This is a genomic window from Neisseria sicca (assembly GCF_017753665.1).
Classification (GTDB): domain Bacteria; phylum Pseudomonadota; class Gammaproteobacteria; order Burkholderiales; family Neisseriaceae; genus Neisseria; species Neisseria flava.
The window spans coordinates 951,717-968,246 of sequence record NZ_CP072524.1; the positions used below are offsets into that span (position 1 = coordinate 951,717).

17 protein-coding genes and 2 pseudogenes are annotated in these 16,530 nt (G+C 52.8%); 5 read left to right on the forward strand and 14 right to left on the reverse strand.

All coding sequences use genetic code 11. The features are described from left to right. Positions 1-69: 69 nt before the first annotated feature. Genes J7445_RS04435 through J7445_RS04445 form a run of 3 tightly spaced genes read left to right on the forward strand, consistent with a single transcriptional unit; the run spans position 70 to position 1,234 of the window. Positions 70-420 (forward strand): helix-turn-helix domain-containing protein, encoded by a 351-nt coding sequence (locus J7445_RS04435; protein WP_240600356.1) that lies wholly within the window; start codon positions 70-72, stop codon positions 418-420. Beyond that, positions 324-752 (forward strand): IS3 family transposase, encoded by a 429-nt coding sequence (locus J7445_RS04440; protein ID WP_209283019.1) that lies wholly within the window; start codon positions 324-326, stop codon positions 750-752. The genes J7445_RS04435 and J7445_RS04440 overlap by 97 nt, the downstream gene beginning before the upstream one ends. Next, on the forward strand, positions 683-1,234 hold the full coding sequence (locus J7445_RS04445) for an IS3 family transposase (protein WP_209283018.1): 552 nt from the start codon (positions 683-685) through the stop codon (positions 1,232-1,234). Before J7445_RS04440 ends, J7445_RS04445 begins: the two co-directional genes overlap by 70 nt. Before the next feature lie 57 nt (positions 1,235-1,291). Here the strand turns inward: J7445_RS04445 and J7445_RS04450 are convergent, their stop codons facing one another. The 6 genes and pseudogenes from J7445_RS04450 to J7445_RS04480 all read right to left on the reverse strand — a co-directional run bounded on the left by J7445_RS04450 (position 1,292) and on the right by J7445_RS04480 (position 4,790). After that, positions 1,292-2,152 carry an EamA family transporter gene (locus J7445_RS04450; protein ID WP_209283204.1) on the reverse strand — a complete coding sequence of 287 codons (861 nt, stop codon included), beginning with the start codon at positions 2,150-2,152 and terminating at the stop codon, positions 1,292-1,294. Beyond that, positions 2,142-2,318: pseudogene (locus J7445_RS12485) on the reverse strand (IS5/IS1182 family transposase); the annotation flags it as partial. The gene J7445_RS04450 and the pseudogene J7445_RS12485, both read right to left, overlap by 11 nt. A 115-nt stretch (positions 2,319-2,433) precedes the next feature. Beyond that, the gene (locus J7445_RS04460; RefSeq protein ID WP_101810019.1) at positions 2,434-3,126 is read right to left on the reverse strand and encodes an aspartate/glutamate racemase family protein; all 693 of its coding nucleotides are present in this window, start codon (positions 3,124-3,126) and stop codon (positions 2,434-2,436) included. A gap of 163 nt (positions 3,127-3,289) precedes the next feature. Continuing rightward, entirely contained in the window at positions 3,290-3,754 is a 465-nt protein-coding gene (locus tag J7445_RS04465) for a GNAT family N-acetyltransferase (RefSeq protein WP_244969522.1), read from the reverse strand. Positions 3,755-3,851: 97 nt separating this feature from the next. Continuing rightward, positions 3,852-4,046 carry an MmcQ/YjbR family DNA-binding protein gene (locus tag J7445_RS04470; protein WP_244969523.1) on the reverse strand — a complete coding sequence of 65 codons (195 nt, stop codon included), beginning with the start codon at positions 4,044-4,046 and terminating at the stop codon, positions 3,852-3,854. Between the two features lie 201 nt (positions 4,047-4,247). After that, positions 4,248-4,790, reverse strand: coding sequence for a lipocalin family protein (locus J7445_RS04480; RefSeq protein WP_070654529.1), 543 nt, complete (start codon positions 4,788-4,790; stop codon positions 4,248-4,250). Between the two features lie 216 nt (positions 4,791-5,006). Between J7445_RS04480 and J7445_RS12490 the strand changes: the two are divergent. Continuing rightward, a pseudogene (locus J7445_RS12490) lies at positions 5,007-5,129 on the forward strand (ABC transporter six-transmembrane domain-containing protein); the annotation flags it as partial. Between the two features lie 34 nt (positions 5,130-5,163). Here the strand turns inward: J7445_RS12490 and J7445_RS04485 are convergent. The 5 genes from J7445_RS04485 to ybaK all read right to left on the reverse strand — a co-directional run bounded on the left by J7445_RS04485 (position 5,164) and on the right by ybaK (position 12,601). After that, entirely contained in the window at positions 5,164-8,427 is a 3,264-nt protein-coding gene (locus tag J7445_RS04485; protein WP_209283205.1) for an ABC transporter ATP-binding protein/permease, read from the reverse strand. A 293-nt stretch (positions 8,428-8,720) separates the two neighbouring features. Continuing rightward, positions 8,721-10,118 (reverse strand): aspartate ammonia-lyase, encoded by a 1,398-nt coding sequence (gene aspA, locus J7445_RS04490; RefSeq protein WP_070654531.1) that lies wholly within the window; start codon positions 10,116-10,118, stop codon positions 8,721-8,723. Between the two features lie 179 nt (positions 10,119-10,297). Beyond that, complete coding sequence (locus tag J7445_RS04495) at positions 10,298-11,173, reverse strand: DMT family transporter (RefSeq protein WP_070654533.1); 876 nt, start codon at positions 11,171-11,173, stop codon at positions 10,298-10,300. Positions 11,174-11,332: 159 nt separating this feature from the next. Beyond that, entirely contained in the window at positions 11,333-11,944 is a 612-nt protein-coding gene (locus J7445_RS04500) for a DnaJ domain-containing protein (RefSeq protein ID WP_070654535.1), read from the reverse strand. Between the two features lie 174 nt (positions 11,945-12,118). Further along, the gene (ybaK, locus tag J7445_RS04505) at positions 12,119-12,601 is read right to left on the reverse strand and encodes a Cys-tRNA(Pro) deacylase (protein ID WP_070654537.1); all 483 of its coding nucleotides are present in this window, start codon (positions 12,599-12,601) and stop codon (positions 12,119-12,121) included. A 237-nt stretch (positions 12,602-12,838) separates the two neighbouring features. Between ybaK and J7445_RS04510 the strand changes: the two genes are divergently transcribed. Beyond that, positions 12,839-13,189: a RidA family protein gene (locus tag J7445_RS04510; protein ID WP_016687444.1), complete on the forward strand. Its 351-nt coding sequence runs from the start codon at positions 12,839-12,841 to the stop codon at positions 13,187-13,189. 168 nt (positions 13,190-13,357) lie between these two features. Here the strand turns inward: J7445_RS04510 and J7445_RS04515 are convergent, their stop codons facing one another. From J7445_RS04515 to J7445_RS04525, 3 genes are all read right to left on the reverse strand, one after another. Next, on the reverse strand, positions 13,358-14,656 hold the full coding sequence (locus J7445_RS04515) for an adenylosuccinate synthase (protein ID WP_070654539.1): 1,299 nt from the start codon (positions 14,654-14,656) through the stop codon (positions 13,358-13,360). A 105-nt stretch (positions 14,657-14,761) separates the two neighbouring features. After that, a complete protein-coding gene (locus tag J7445_RS04520; RefSeq protein ID WP_070654541.1) occupies positions 14,762-15,913 on the reverse strand; it encodes an ATP phosphoribosyltransferase regulatory subunit in 1,152 nt (383 codons plus the stop codon). A gap of 253 nt (positions 15,914-16,166) precedes the next feature. Beyond that, positions 16,167-16,487: a hypothetical protein gene (locus tag J7445_RS04525; RefSeq protein WP_003742528.1), complete on the reverse strand. Its 321-nt coding sequence runs from the start codon at positions 16,485-16,487 to the stop codon at positions 16,167-16,169. Positions 16,488-16,530: the final 43 nt, after the last annotated feature.

The following is a 16,530-nucleotide window of genomic DNA, read 5'->3' on the forward strand; positions in this document are numbered from 1 at the left end:
AAGTTTGGGTTTGAACTGCACCCCAAAAGTTGGACACATCCCCTCCAACTCACAAGGTGCAGTTTTTTTATGAGCAAATATACATTACACTTCAAATACCAAGCCGTACTCCACTACCTGCACATACGCAGCCAACAGCGTACCGCAGACCATTACGGCATCTCACGAACCCACCTGCGGCGATGGATACGCGCCTATCAGGAAGGCGGCATCGGCGCACTCGAACATCCCCAATCCAAAACCATGACCGACCACCGCAAAAACCCCTTCATCGCCGACAAACCCGACCAAGAAAAAACACAGGCAGAGCTTATCGAAGAGTTGTGCTATATGCGCGCAAAGGTCGCCTACCTAAAGGAGTTGAAAGCCCTCAGCCAAAAGCAGACCGCAAAGGACAAAGCCAAACCGTCCAAGCACTGAGGGCGCAACACCCGCTCAAATACCTGCTGCACATCGCAAACCTGCCCAAAAGCAGCTTTTACTACCATCACCAAGACCGGCCCGACCCCGATGCAGCCGACAAAGCCCTTATCGCCGAAATCTACGAACGGCATAAAGGACGCTACGGGCAAAGGCGCATTGCCGCAGCATTGGATTGGAACCGCAAAAAAGCAGCGAGGTTGATGAAGCAGTTGGGGCTGAAAGCCCTTATACGGGCGAAAAAGCCTACCGCCATCCCGCCATGGGCGAAATATCGGAACACCTCCTCAAACGCCGGTTCAAAGCCCGAAAGCCCAACGAAAAATGGCTGACCGACGTGACCGAACTCAAAGGGAGCGACGGCAAACTGTACCTCTCGCCAATCTTGGACTTGTTCAACCGCGAAATCGTCGCCTACGCCATGAGCCGCAATGCTAACAGTGAAATGGTGAAGGAAATGCTCGAAAAAGCCGCACCCCGTCTGACTGATAAGGGAACGATGCTGCATTCCGACCAAGGTGTGCTGTACCGTACGGCGGGGTATAGGGAATTGCTTGCGGAGCATTCCATGGTGCAAAGCATGTCGCGAAAGGCGAACTGTTGGGACAATGCACCGATGGAAAGCTTCTTTGCGGTGCTGAAGTTTGCGGTGCTGAAGACGGAGTGTTTCTACCGTGCAGGAGAATTGACGGTGGACGAATTGATGAAACAGATAGATGATTATATGGATTACTACAACCGGGAGCGTTGCAGTTTGAAATTGAAAAAGCTGAGTCCTGTCGCATACAGAACCCAGCTTACACAGAGCGCCTGAAAAGGCTTTTATGAGTGTCCAAGATTTGGGGTCCAGTTCAAACCGAAGTTTGGGTTTTCAGACGACCTTTTTCATGACTGCACGTTGCACCCCGAATATCGATACCAATACCAACGCAAATCCTGCCAGCGATTTCGCGTCCATGCTTTGTCCTAAAAACAGCCAGCCCAAGACAAATGCTGAGACAGGACTGAGTAGTCCCAGCGACGAAACCGCAGCAGGCGAAAGTTTGGCAATTCCTCTGAAAAACAACACATAAGCCAACACGGCACCAAACAGGCACAAATACAGATAGCCGCCGATATTGGCGGGGCTTAACGATTCAAGCGGCGGTTCGGCAAGCAGGGCGACGGGCAGTAAAAACAAGCCGCCGATAAAAAGCTGCCAGCCGGTAAACGCCAACACGGGCAACGAAGTGCGGCGGTGTTTCGACAAATACACGCCCAACGCCATCGCCGCCGCGCCCGCCAATGCCGCCAAAATCCCCATCCCGTCATAGCGCGCCTGCGGCGACAAAACCAAGAGCGCAATCCCCAAAACCCCTGCCGCCGACCAAGCCCAAGCCGCTTTGGGCGGCATGGTTTTACCGATTAACCAAGTGAACACCAGCACCATCAGCGTCTGCGTCGAACTCAATACCGCCGCCAGTCCGCCCGGCAAGCGATACGCCGCCACAAACAGCATAGCTTGAAAAAAGCCGATGTTCAAAAAACCGAGCAAGACAACGGTCGCCCATTCGTCGCGTTTGGGTATGCGCCGCGTCCACGCCAACAGCAAAAGCCCGGCGGGTAAAACACGGATAAGCGCAGCAGTAAACGGCCTGTCTGGTGGCAGAAATTCGGTGGTTACGAGATAAGTGCTGCCCCAAATCAGCGGGGCGAGCGCGGTGGTCAGGATGGTGGCGGTGCGACTGGGCATAGTGGGGGCTTTTGTGTATGGTGTTTTGGATAGTAGGCTGGGATTTTTGGTATAGTGGATTAAATTTAAACCAGTACGGCGTTGCCTCGCCTTGCCGTACTATTTGTACTGTCTGCGGCTTCGTCGCCTTGTCCTGATTTAAATTTAACCCACTATAAAACCGCTTGAATCTTTTTTGGGATTGGACAATTCAGATAAACCATCCAATCTAAAACTCCAAAACATGCTCTACCGCGATTCCCGGCAAACCCACTCCGTAACAGTTTAATCAGCAGTCCCACTTATTCCGTCAGCGCCGCATCCACTGCCGAGAGCGCATGGATGGCGGTGCTGTCGAACACGGGCAGCGGGCTGTCGGTTTCGTTCACAAGCAGGCAGATTTCGGTACAGCCGAGTATCACACCCTGCGCGCCTTCGTTTTTCAGACGACCTATCACGTCGTAAAAGTAGCGTGCGGATTCGGGGCGGATGCGGTTCAGACACAGTTCGTCAAAAATAATGCGGTGGATTTCGTCTTGTTCGGCGGCGGTCGGAGCTATGGTTTGTACGCCCTGCGAACCCATGCGCTCCGTATAAAAGCCGTCGCTCATGGTAAAGCGCGTGCCAAGCAGGCCGACGGCGGACAAGCCCTGCCGTTTGATGGCGGCGGCGGTGGCATCGACGACGTGCAGCAAGGGGATGCCGGCCGCCTGTTCGATGGCGGGGGCGACTTTGTGCATGGTGTTGGTGGCGAGCAGCAAAAAATCCGCGCCGCCCGCTTCCAGCTTCCGCGCGCTTTGCGCCAACACGTTTCCCGCCGCCGCCCAATCGCCGCTTTTCTGCAAACGGACGATTTCTTCAAAATCCACGCTGTCGAGCAGGATTTTGGCACTGCGGTTGCCGCCCAAACGGCGGTTGGTCTCGCGGTTGATGATTTGGTAGTAGAGCACGGTGCTTTCGGGACTCATACCACCGATGATGCCTATGGTTTTCATGTTTTCTCCTGAAATTTAATAAATATAGTGGATTAAAATAAAAATGAGACAAGGCGGCAACGCCCGCCGTGTACGGGTAGTACATAAGGGCGTTGGCAACGCCGTATCATTGCAATTTTAATCCACTATAAAGTCTGAAAAGCTCAAGACAAGAAAGCACATTCTACGGCTGTTGCGGCATTTCTTTTTCAAAACGGAAGAAATATTCAAAGGCTTCATCTTGCCCCGCTGCTTGCGCTCTAGTGGTATCGGGGTGGTGCGGATTGAAAAACTCCACGATTTTAAAGCCACATTTATTGACGTAGAAATGGATATTGCGCTTCTCAAAATAAGGCGTATGCGTTTCCCAGACGCGTACTTCGGGGTGCAGCCGCTCTATCGCCCGCCACGCTTTCCCGCCCAAGCCGCTCCCGTGTTTCTGCGGGAACATAAATAGCAAATCCAACGAACCGCGCTCCGTTTCAGCATTGACGACAATTACCGCGCCGCCTGCTTTTTCGCCGTCGGCAACAATGTGATAGCTCTCTGCTTTGGGTGCATTCATGGATTCTTCGATTTCTTCTCGGCTGATAACTTCTTCTCCGTCGTCCAAATCGTCTGCCATCGCCAATCTGAACGACTGCTGCAAGGCGCGGATAAACTCGTCTTTTTCGTGTTCTTGAACGGGGATAAGGGTAATGTCGGATATATGTTCTCTTGTATCTAATGTGTGAAGTTAACCAATCCTAGCGTGTCAGCAGGAAGCTGTCGTCTATCAGCCGCCACACATTTTCTGCGGGCGTTTGCGCCAATACGATGCTCAACCAGTGTTCTTTGTTCATGTGGTAGGCGGGCAGGATGCCTGCCGTCGCGCGCCATGAGCCGATGTGTTCGGGGCGGCATTTGACGTTGACGATTTCCGTCAGACCGCCCTCGCCCATATCGAGTTTTTCAGACGACCTCTACGATCCCCGGCAAACCCACTCCGTAGCGGTTTCATCAAAAGCCCCACTTATTCAGCCCGCGCCGCATCCACTGCCGAGAGCGCATGGATGTCGGTGCTGTCAAACATGGGCGGGAGGCTGTCGGTTTCGTTCACAGGCAGACACCTTTTTTGCTTTGAAAGATGCATCCAAAGTATTTTACTTCCTATGCTTGGTATGAATAAGCGCAGATAAATCATAGCCTTGCTCTTTTGCACGCTGCAAATACGCTTGATATACCGCTTCATCCATATTCGGTGTGCGTGACAATATCCACAAATATTTCCTATCGGGCTGTCCTACCATCGCATATTGGTAATTGCTGTCCAAAGCCATCACCCAATAAGGTGCCTTGCCTACAGGTAGCCATCGAATCGCTTTGGGCAGAAAAGTCACGCTCAACTTGGTGTTTTCGGCGTTCTGCACACGTGCCAGCCCTTCCGCCGACGACCAAGTTCCATCCGCCTTCAAACAACGGTTGGTCACGCTGATAGTGTCCTTGCTCTTAATCTTATAAAACGCCGTCACATCCGATACACAATGACTTTGGTAAGGCATAGGCAATCGCGCGATTTCGTACCACTGTCCTGCATAACGCTGCACATCTAATTTCGGAACGGTTTGCAGCGGAGGCAAACTTTCCGACTGTGCGTAAGCAGCAAAACACATAGCTCCTAATAATAACAATCCTTTGATTTTCATCTTGCACGCTCCTTTAAAAAAAAATCAGCATATATCATTTCGACAAAGACAACACGCCAATTTGAGTAAAAATATTGGAACACTTACCGGATAAACCGGAGGCTTATTGACAACAATGTTTGGCAAGCCATGTTCTGCGGCTTGGTGGCTTTTTTGATTGTTGCCGGTCGGTGCGGCAACGCCGGTCATTGATACGCGTACTTCTGCGCAGATTTAGTCAGTATTTATATGTGGATGTTCATCATCAGCCTGGACGACTTGCCGCGATTAGTTGAACAATATTCCAAACTGAAAGACTTCGGGCAGCGGGTGGCATTGACTCAAGAAGGAATAGTATAGACAGGGGTCGTCTGAAAAATTTTCAGACGACCTCTCACTTCTCCTGTTTCTTCAACAACACACACGCCAAAATCAGGCTGGTGGCGGCAAAGGCGGCGATGGCGGCGTATTCATGCAACAGGTCGGCAGTGTGCAGCCCTTTGGTAAAGCTGCCGACGCTGACGGTGTAGTACCACGACGACGGGAAGGTTTTGCCGATAACCAGTGCGCCGCCTTCCATGGTGGACAGCGGGTAGAGAAAGCCGGAATAGGTTTGCGCGGGAATCATGGTGATGATGGCGGTGGCGAAGATGGCGGCGAGCTGGGAGCGCACGAAGCAGGAAATCAAAAGTCCCAGCGCGGTACTGGCGGACACCATCAAGAGCGTGCCGACGGCGAGTCCGGCAAACGAGCCTTTGAGCGGCACGCCGAACAGGTAAATAATCATCAGCATCATGGCGGCAAAATTGACCATACCGACGGCGATATAGGGAAGCTGTTTGCCGATCAGATATTGCGCCACGGCAGCGGGCGATGCGTAGAAATTGGCGATAGAGCCGATTTCGCGTTCGCGCACCACGCCGACCGCCGACATCATGGCGGGTATCATCATCAACACCAGCATCATCACGCCCGGGGCGATGGCGTTGATGCTGTCGAAATCCTGATTGTACATAAAGCGCGGTTCGATGCCGGCGGGGGCTTTGAGCGAAACGGGCAGCCCGCTTTCGGCGATGCGGTCTTTAGTGTAGGCGGTGATCAGGCTGCCGATGTAGCCGCGGATGTTGGTGGCGTTAAACGGCATGGAGCCGTCCACATAGAACCCGACTTCAGGTTTGAGCCCGCGCGCCAAATCGCGCCCGAAACCGCTCGGAATATCGATGACCAATATGGCGCCGGAGCTTTTGAGCACGGTGTCGATTTCGGCTTCGGACTGTATCGGCGGCTGTTGGAGGAAGTAGCGCGAACCGTCGAAATATTCGACCAGCTCGCGGCTGGCGGCGGTTTGGTCGCGGTCGTAAACGGCGAATTTCAGATTACGTACGTCAAACGAAATCCCCCACGATACCGACGCCATGATAATCAGCGGACCGAACACGGCAAAAAACAGGCGGATTTTGTCGCGCAGGAGCTCTTTGGCTTCGCGGCGGGCGAAGGTCCAAATCATGGAGAAGCGGTATTTGAAGCTTTGGGTGTTTGGGTTGTCTCGTAGTGTGTGTGAACTTGGTTCACGCACATCGTTTTGGGTTTCAGACGACCCTGTATCTTTTCCTTGAAGGTCGTCTGAAAATTCAGAATACCTGTCATCCGATTCCCCTTCCACGTGCGTGGCTTGCGCCACACACCCTACGGCCGGAGTTTCCTTCGGCAGGGTGTGTGAACTTGGTTCACGCACGCCGTTTTGGGTTTCAGACGACCCTATATCTTTTCCTTGAAGGTCGTCTGAAAGTTCAGAATGCCTATCATCCGATGCCACTTCCGCGTGCGTGGCTTGCGCCACACACCCTACGGCCGGAGTTTCCGCCGGTAGGGTGTGTGAACTTTGTTTACGCACGCTGTTTTGGGTTTCAGACGACCCTGTATCTTTTCCTTGAAGGTCGTCTGAAAGTTCAGAATGACTGTCATCCGATGCCACTTCCGCGTGCGTGGCTTGCGCCGAATACCCTACGGTCGGGGTTTCCGCCGGTAGGGTGTGTGAACTTTGTTCACGCACGCCGTCTGTATTTTGGCGAAACTCGCGCTGTTCACTTTCAGATTGTGCAGCCTCCTGACGGGACGACCTTTCCTCACCTTCCCCGCCTTCCGCTTCAATCAGATACTGCACAAACGCTTCTTCCAAATCCGGCGCATTCTGCCTTGCCGCCAGTTCGGCGGGCGTGCCCACCGCCAACACGCGGCCTTTGTGCATAAAGGAAATGCGGTCGCAGCGGGCGGCTTCGTTCATAAAGTGGGTGGAAACGAAAATGGTGATTTTGTCTTCGCGGGAGAGTTTCAGAAGATGCCGCCAGAACATATCGCGGGCGGCGGGGTCGACCCCCGAAGTCGGTTCGTCCAAAATTAATACTTCGGGGTGGTGCAGGCAGGCGGCGGCAAGTTGCAGGCGTTGTCGGATGCCCAACGGCAGCGATGCGGGCGCGGTGTCGGCAACGTCCGCCAAATCAAACTGTTGCAGGGCCTCTTCCACCGCCGCCGCGCCTTTAGCACCCATTTGGTAGAGTCTGGCATGCAAATCCAGATTGCGGCGCACGCTCAGTTCCTCATACAGCGAAAACGCCTGCGACATATAGCCGACGCGCATTTTCGTATCCAAGCCGCCCGCGTCTATCGGCTTGCCCAATAGCGTGGCGTCGCCTTCGGTCGCTTCCAACAGGCCGGTCAGCATTTTCATGGTGGTGGACTTGCCGCAGCCGTTGCTACCGAGAAAGCCGAAAATCTCGCCTTTTTGAATGGTGAAGCTGACATGGTCCACGGCGGTGAAATCGCCGAAACGCTTGGTCAGCCCGTGCGCTTCCATCGCAGGCGGCGCATCGGGATCGGGAACGAACGGCGTGATTTCCAAACCGCCCGAACCCTGCTGTTTCTCCGGTGGCAGCATTTTGACGTAGGCCTCTTCCAACACGTCGGTGCCGTAATCCGCCAGCACATCGGCGGTAGGCTTGTTTTCCAGCAGCCTGCCCGCGTCCATCGCCAGCAGCCGCTCGAAACGCTGCGCTTCTTCAATATAGGCGGTCGCCACAATCACGGTCATGCCCGAGTGTTCACGCCGCAAATCGTCCACCAGCGCCCAAAACTGGCGGCGCGACAAAGGATCCACGCCCGTGGTTGGTTCGTCCAAAATCAGCAAATCCGGGCTGTGCACCAGCGCGCAGCACAAACTCAGCTTCTGCTTCATCCCGCCCGAAAGTTTGCCCGCCGCCCTGCCGGAAAACGGCGCAAGGCGGGTCGCCTCCATCAGCCGCGCAATCTGCCGCGTGCGTTCCTGCCCGTCCAAACCAAACAGCCGCGCATGAAAATCGATATTCTCATACACCGACAAGGTAGGATACAGATTGCGCCCCAAACCCTGCGGCATAAAGGCGATGCGGTGCGACAAATCCCGCCGCACATCCTTGTCCGCCATATCGCCGCCCAACACTTCCACCCGCCCATCCTGAATCACCTTCACGCCCGCCATCAGCGAGAGCAGCGTCGATTTGCCCACCCCGTCCGGCCCGATCAAACCGACCGTCGCGCCCTTCGGGATGTCCAGCGACACATCGTCAAGCGCAAGAGTCTTGCCGTAGCGGTGGGAAAGGTTTTGGATGGAAACGGTGTTCATGATGTGGCCTTTTTTGCAGAAAACGGGATTTCAGACGACCTGTTCGTCACGGCTGATTCCATCGGGCTTACGGCTTAAAAGCTCTGCCGACGCCTCACCCGCAGGTATGTATCCGCTTCATCAGTTACCTACCCGAGGTCGTCTGAAAAAGCGGATAACAGCCTGATCAAAGAAATTGAATATGCCTGAAAATTTCCCTATACCGTGAAACATAATGAAAGGATACAACGAACAAAGGTCGTCTGAAAACCTTGTCCATAGGCTTTCAGACGACCTTTCCCTTATATCCTATCTTACAAATGCGGGTTCATCAGGTTTTCGGGCGACAGGATGCGGTCGAGTTCCGCTTCGCTCAAGAGACCGCGTTCGAGTACGACTTCGCGCACGCCTTTGCCAGTTTGGGCGCAGATTTTGCCGACCAAATCGCCGTTGCCGTGTCCGATATACGGGTTCAGATAAGTAACCAGACCGATGGAGTTGAACACATAGCGTTCGCAGATTTCGCGGTTGACGGTGATGCCTTTGACGCATTTCTCGGCGAGGTTTACGGCTGCGTTGCCCAAGAGGGAGATGGTTTCAAACATACATTGCGCGATGACCGGCTCCATCACGTTTAATTGCAACTGCCCCGCTTCGGCGGCGAAGGTTATGGTGGTGTCGTTGCCGATGACTTTGAAGCAGACTTGGTTGACCACTTCGGGAATCACGGGATTGACTTTGGCGGGCATAATCGACGAGCCTGCCTGCATTTCCGGCAGGTTAATCTCTTTCAAACCGGCGCGCGGGCCGGACGACAAGAGGCGTAAGTCGTTACAGATTTTCGATAATTTCACCGCCGTGCGCTTCAATGCGCCGTGTACCATCACATACGCGCCGCAGTCGGAAGTCGCTTCAATCAGGTTTTCAGTCAGTTTGCAATCCAAGCCGCTGACTTCGGACAATTTTTTCACCGCCAAAGCCGCGTAGCCTTTCGGCGTGTTCACACCCGTGCCGATGGCGGTCGCGCCCAAGTTGACTTCCAACAACAAGGCGCGCGTGCGGTCCAGATTCAGAATCTCTTCTTCCAGCAACACTTGGAAAGATTGGAATTCCTGCCCCGCCGTCATCGGTACGGCATCTTGAAGCTGGGTGCGCCCCATTTTCAAAACATCTTTAAATTCATCGGCCTTGGCGGCAAATGCGTCCTTCAGCAACGCCAGTTTTTCCAGCAGGCCGCCGACGCTGTAATACACCGCCAGCCTGAAGCCGGTCGGATACGCGTCGTTGGTGGACTGGCTGGCGTTCACATGGTCCATCGGGTTAACGATGTCGTAGCGACCTTTTTCGTAGCCCAACACTTCCAAAGCAAGGTTGGCGATGACTTCATTAGTATTCATGTTGACCGAAGTCCCCGCGCCGCCCTGATACACGTCGGACGGGAATTGGTCGAGGCAGCGGCCTTTGAGTAACACTTCGTCGCAAGCCTTTTCAATGGCAGCGGCGATTTCGGGTTTTACTGCGCCCAATTCGCCGTTTGCCTGCGCGGTTGCTTTTTTCACCATCACCATGCTGCGGACAAACTGCGGCACGTCGGAAATTTTTTGATTGGAAATTTTAAAGTTTTCCACCGCGCGCAAAGTATGGATACCCCAATACGCCTCGGCGGGAATTTCGCGGTCGCCCAGCAAATCGTGTTCGATACGGACAGTCATTTCTCTTACCTTCTCATTCGTTGGTTTATCAAGTATATGCATATGCAGGCGGAACATTAGACCGTTTTGCATGGGTTGTCTAGCTGCAAATGCGCCGTTGTTATCAAAGCAGGAAAAACACTCCCACCCGAAAGGTAAAAGGTCGTCTGAAACCTTTTTCAGACGACCTTTTTACATGCTTACATACCGATAAGTCCCCGTATCTGCGGCCAGTAAAACAAACAGGCGATGGCGCAGACGGCGACGCTGATGCCTGCGGCGTTGATGCTGCTGATTTTTTCTTTAAACGCCATCGCGCCGACCAGCGTTCCCAAAACAATGACACCGATGTTCATGCCTGCGAAGACCAGCGTCGGGTTGTCTTTCATCATTTGGTGGGCAGTGATGTAGGTAACGATATTGGCAAAATTCAAACCTCCCAAGACGATACCGCCGATAATGCCTTCTTTCGTCCATTTGGTCGATTGGGAGAAAAGATAGCCGAACATCAAAATACCGGCGAGGCTGAAGGCGACCAAGAGGTTGCCGGAAAACGCCGTACCGCTTTTGGCGAGCTGTTTGAAGAGGATGTCGATGATGCCGTAGCCCGCCCAAACACCTGCGAGCAGCGTGATTTGCGTGCCCAATCCGCTCGATTTCTTGCCGCCGTCGGCTTTCCACAACAGGCAGAACAAAGCCACAAACGCCAAAACAATGCCTATCAGCCGCCCTTCGGTCAAGGCTTCGCCAAAAATGACGAACGCGGAAATAATCGGCAATATCAAAGACAAACGCTGCGCCGCATCAGACTTGACGATACCTGCCGCGTCAACCGCCTTGCCCATAATCACAAACACCGAAGGCAGCAGCACGCCCAACGCGCCAAACAGCCACCAAGTCGGCAAAAAGGCTTTCGGGTTGCTCAAATCGGGTTTCAACACCCAAGCCGTCAGCGCTACTGCGACGATGTAGTTTACCGCCACCGCCTGCGCGACGTCGATTTTGTTCTTACGCGCCAATTTGAGCAATACCGACACAGACACGCTGCACAGTATGCTTGCCAATAAATAAATCATGTTTTTCCTTTGATTGAGTGTGTCGGATGCGAGGACAAATTTTCAGACGACTTTCTTTGTGTCCTGTTTTGATATTTAGTTTCCCGCAAACGAGCCATACAAAAATTTCAGACGACCCCTAAATGCCAAGGTCGTCTGAAAGCAAAGCGGCAATTGCGCTTAGAACCAAGTATCCAAAGGCATACGCTTGTTATTCGTCAGCTTGATAAAACCTGCCGCCAGTCGGTAAGCAAACCAAACCGATACCAAAAACAGCAGCACGTAGCCGATGCCGATAAACGCGGTGATTTTGCTCAATATAAATCCCACCAGACCGCCCCAGAAGGTTTTAATCAGATAGTCTGCGTGGTTATTATAAACCGAGTCGCCCATGTCGCCTCGTTTTACATACGCCAAAATGATGCCGGCAACCGGCATGACGAAGGTGGCAAAACCTAACGCAAACAGGGCATACATCGCCATTACGTAAGTACGGTCGCCGTCTTGGCGCGGCGCTTCCGCCGTATGCTCGCTACCGGTCTGCTGGCTGGCGGCCTGCCCGCCTTTACCGCTGAATTCACGGAGCGACTCGTCGTACCATGCCCGACGTTCGGGATCGACCAGCGTATCGTAAGCCTGACGGATTTCCTTAAAACGCTCTTCCGCTTCGGGATTGCCGGGATTACGATCGGGATGGTATTTCATTGCCGAATCGCGATAGGCTTTTCTGATTTCTGCAATGTCCGCATCCGCCGAAATGCCGAGAATTTCATAAAAATTACGGTTTTCCATATTAGGGTATGCCTCTTTGGTTTGTGTTTGCCAAAGCCCGATACCGTGAAATCACGCTAACAGGCTGTTTGACAGAATGAAAACAGATATAAAATCAGGCATTGTGTTCTTTTTATAAAACCTTCAAATTTGCCCGAATCTGCGTTTCCCGACTTAAAACCGTTTTGCATCCCTTTAGACGGCGACCTGTACATCCTGCGGATTCAAAGCCCGCAAAGCCTGCGGACTGACACCGATAATAAATCCGCGCTTGCCGCCGTTGATATAAACTTTCTCCAAATCCCAAATACTTTTTTCAACATACACAGGCAACCGGGTTTTCATACCGAAGGGCGTCGTCCCACCCACCAGATAGCCCGTCCATTTGTTTGCCTGTTTCGGATCGGCAGGCTCGATGTGTTTCATGCCCAAATCGCGCGCCAGATTTCGGGTGGAAATCTGCTTGTCGCCGTGCATCACGACAACCAGCCCTTTCTTCGCTTCGTTTTGCAGCACGATGGTTTTGACCACCTGATGCTCGTCCACACCGAACAACTGTGCAAACTGCCCTGTCCCGCCGTGTTCCTCATAAACATAAATATAAGGCTCAAAATCAATTTTATGTGTACGCAGGAAACGGACGGCAGAAGTAACCGGATAATCGGTATTTTTGCTCATGATGCAGTTCCAATATTATTCAGACGACCTAAAACCAATATGACAATGACGCGTAAAAATAGTTTCCGCATCTTTTCAAAAACAACAAAACAGCCCGCCTGCTGTGGCAGACAATCAAGCTGAATGTTACCATAAGCCCCTGCCCAATATCCGCCATCCTGTTCCGACAAAATCGGAAAACCGAAATCCGACAACAGGACAGAATGCCCCGCATGCCACAACCTCAAGGAATATCAAATGAATATCCGATACCTCGGTACCACCGAACGCTACTCCGAAGCCGTCTGCGCTGGAGGATTCGTCTTCCTCTCAGGCATGGTTCCCGAAAATCCCGAAGCCGATGCCAAAGCCCAAACCGAAAACGTCTTGGCGCAAATCGACCATTGGCTCGAAGAATGCGGTTCCGACAAGGCACACATCCTCGAAGCCACCATCTTCCTGACCGACATGAACGACTACGCCGCCATGAACGAAGCCTGGGATGCCTGGACAGCCCCCGGCCGCGCCCCTGCCCGCGCCTGTATCGAAGCCAAACTCGCCAAACCGGAATGGGCGGTCGAAATCAAAGTATCCGCCGTGTGCAAGTGATTGGATTGAGCAAGGGGTCGTCTGAAAACCGCAGTCGATTTTTCAGACGATTCTTTTCATAAAAAATGCAACGAAAGCAGAGTGATTGGATTGACGGTAAATCGGTTATCAATACAAAAAGGTCGTCTGAAAACCCAAGTTTTCAGACGACCTTTTACAATCAAACCCTTATGCGAACGGATGATGCAAAACGATGGTTTCTTCGCGGTCTGGACCGGTGGAGACGATGGCTACCGGTGCGCCGCAGACTTCTTCGATGCGTTTCAAATATGCTTTGGCATTGGCAGGCAATGCGTCATAGCTTTTCACGCCGAAAGTGGATTCGCTCCAGCCGGGCATGGTTTCGTAAATCGGTTTGCAGGTTTCTACCGCATCGGAACCGCAAGGCAGGATGTCAGTTTTGCTGCCGTCGGGCAATTCGTAGCCGACGCAGATATTGATGGTTTCAATGCCGTCCATTACGTCCAGCTTGGTGATACACATACCGGAAATGCCGTTGACTTGGATGGAGCGTTTCAACGCGGCGGCATCAAACCAACCGCAGCGGCGGGCGCGGCCGGTTACGGAGCCGAATTCGTGTCCGCGTTCTGCCAAACCTGCGCCAACTTCATCAAACAATTCAGTCGGGAACGGACCTGAGCCGACGCGCGTGGTATAGGCTTTGACAATACCCAAAACATAATCCAGCATTTGCGGACCTACGCCCGCGCCTGCGGAAGCGGCTCCAGCGAGACAGTTAGACGAAGTAACGAAGGGGTAAGTACCGTAGTCGATGTCCAACAGCGTGCCTTGTGCGCCTTCAAACAGCAGTTTTTCGCCGTTTTTGTTTTTCTCGTTCAACACGCGGGATACGTCGGTAATCATCGGCGTAATGCGCGGCGCGACTTTTTCGATAACCGCCATCACGTCGTCTGCTTTCACCGGCTCGGCATTGTGCAGATGTTGCAGTTGAACGTTGTAATAAGCGAGGATGGCATCCAGTTTTTCACGCAGTTTTTCAGGATGCAGCAAATCGACGACGCGGATGGCGCGGCGTGCCACTTTGTCTTCGTAGGCAGGGCCGATGCCGCGGCCGGTTGTACCGATTTTGCCTTTGCCGCGCGAAGCTTCGCGGGCTTGGTCGAGCGCAATGTGGTAAGGCAGGATCAGCGGGCAGGTCGGCGCGATTTTCAGACGACCTTCAACGTTTTTCACGCCTGCTGCGTTCAGCTCGTCAATTTCGCCCAACAATGCTTCGGGGGAAACGACAACGCCCGAGCCGATGAAGCAGTCCAGACTTTCATGCAGAATGCCGCTCGGAATCAGGCGCAAAATGGTTTTCTTGCCGCCGACGACCAAAGTGTGTCCAGCATTGTGTCCACCTTGGAAACGCACGACACCGCTGGTTTCTTCCGCCAACCAGTCAACGATTTTACCTTTGCCTTCATCGCCCCACTGGGCGCCGATCACTACAACATTTTTAGCCATAGCCATATAACCTATTAATATTAAAAAATTATCGTGAATCAACTTCAAACCAAGACGGCTTTGCGCCCTGCCCTGATTTGCCTTTAATCCGCTATGAATGGGTATTTAAAGTTTCTCAACCTGCCAAACGCCGTCCGCCTTTTTCAGACGACCTGTAACCTCTTCCGAAGCGTTGTGTCCGATACCGTAGTCGATAACGATACACTGCCCTTGTTCACGCAAGGCTTCGACTGCTTCGCGCGCCGCTTCGGCATCGTCCGCATCAACCAAGACGACGGGCTGCCGCTCAATGGCGGGCAAACGTCCGATAAAGCTGCGCAAGTCGAAACTGAATCCCGTTGCCGGACGCGCACGGCCGAAATATTCGCCCAATCCGTCATAACGCCCGCCCCGTGCGACCGCGTCATGGAAATTGGAACCGTATGCCGCATACAGCAAGCCGGTGTGATAATTGTCGACGCGCAGTTCGGATAAATCGATATGGACTTTCTGATTTGGAAATGCGTCGCACACTGCCTGCAATTCGTCCAACGCGCTGCCGACTGCCGACAAATCCGGCAATCGTTCGCGCGCCGCGGACAACACTTCCCGTCCGCCATACAGACGCGGCAGCAGCGAAAATGCTTTCGCCCACATGCCGTCCAGCTTCCAAGCCTTAACCTGCGCTTCAACCGCCTCGGTATCTTTATCCTGCATCAACGCAAGCAGCGTTGCGGACTGCTCCGCATCCAAATGCGCCGCATCGGACAAAGCGCGGAATACGCCAATGTGGCCCAGCGACAGCAAAACCTCGCCTATATCGGCAAGCTTCATGCTTTTGAGCATCAGGTCAATCAGTTCGATATCCGCCCGGATGTCGGCGAAACCATACATCTCCGCTCCCGCCTGCAAAGGTTCGCGCATATTGAGCAAACCTTCCGGCCGCGCGTGCAACACAGGGCCTGCGTAACACAATCGGTTAATCCCTTGATTGGCGGACAAAAGATGCGCATCGATACGCGCCACTTGCGGCGTAATGTCGGCGCGGATGCCCAACTGCCGACCGCTCAGCTGATCGACCACCAAAATGGTTTTCAAAGACAAACCCGCGTCAATGTGCGTCAGCAGGGAATGGCTGTATTCCATCAGCGGTGGCTGTACCAGCTCGTAACCGTGCACTCGGAACAAAGTCAACAACTGCTCTCGCGCGCTTTCCAACTGTCGGGCGTTGGTCGGCAACACATCGGCAACATGTTCGGGAAGCTGCCAAGATTGCATGGGAATCTACCTTCTATCTGTTTTTGTAAACGCAAAGGGCTGCTTGAATTTAAAACCAGACGGACACACAGCCCGCTTCTCGAAATACGCCGCGCAAACGATGCAGCGTTTCCAACAAATCTGATTTTAAATTCAAACAGCCCCTGAATGACGGCTTTAAACCGCCGAGTTATTAAAAGCAAACTTTACCATACAAAACAGTTTTGTGCAGCCTGTTTTCATACAAGCGTCGTCTGAAAAATAACGGGCGATCCTATTCGCAATGAAGATTGCTTGTTTTCTCTTTGAACGAATCCATCGCAATTTGACACATACGTTGCCGTTGTCCCAAATCTGCCGCAGGCAACGCTTGGAATAAAAATTTCGTATTGTTGCGTTGGAAATCGGCTTTCTTGCCTGCTTTTTTATAGCATACATCTGCGCGCGCGAAATATTGGCGGCAGATTTCCGGCAATTCTTCCAATGATAAAGGTTTATGCTTATGCATCCCATGCGCTGACACGGTCAGCGGAGATACTGCAAAAACCGCTACCGCAACAAATTTCAAACTTTTTTGAAACCAATAATTTTTCATAATAAAACCTTAAAATCTATATCTACATGATGATTTTGCTTTT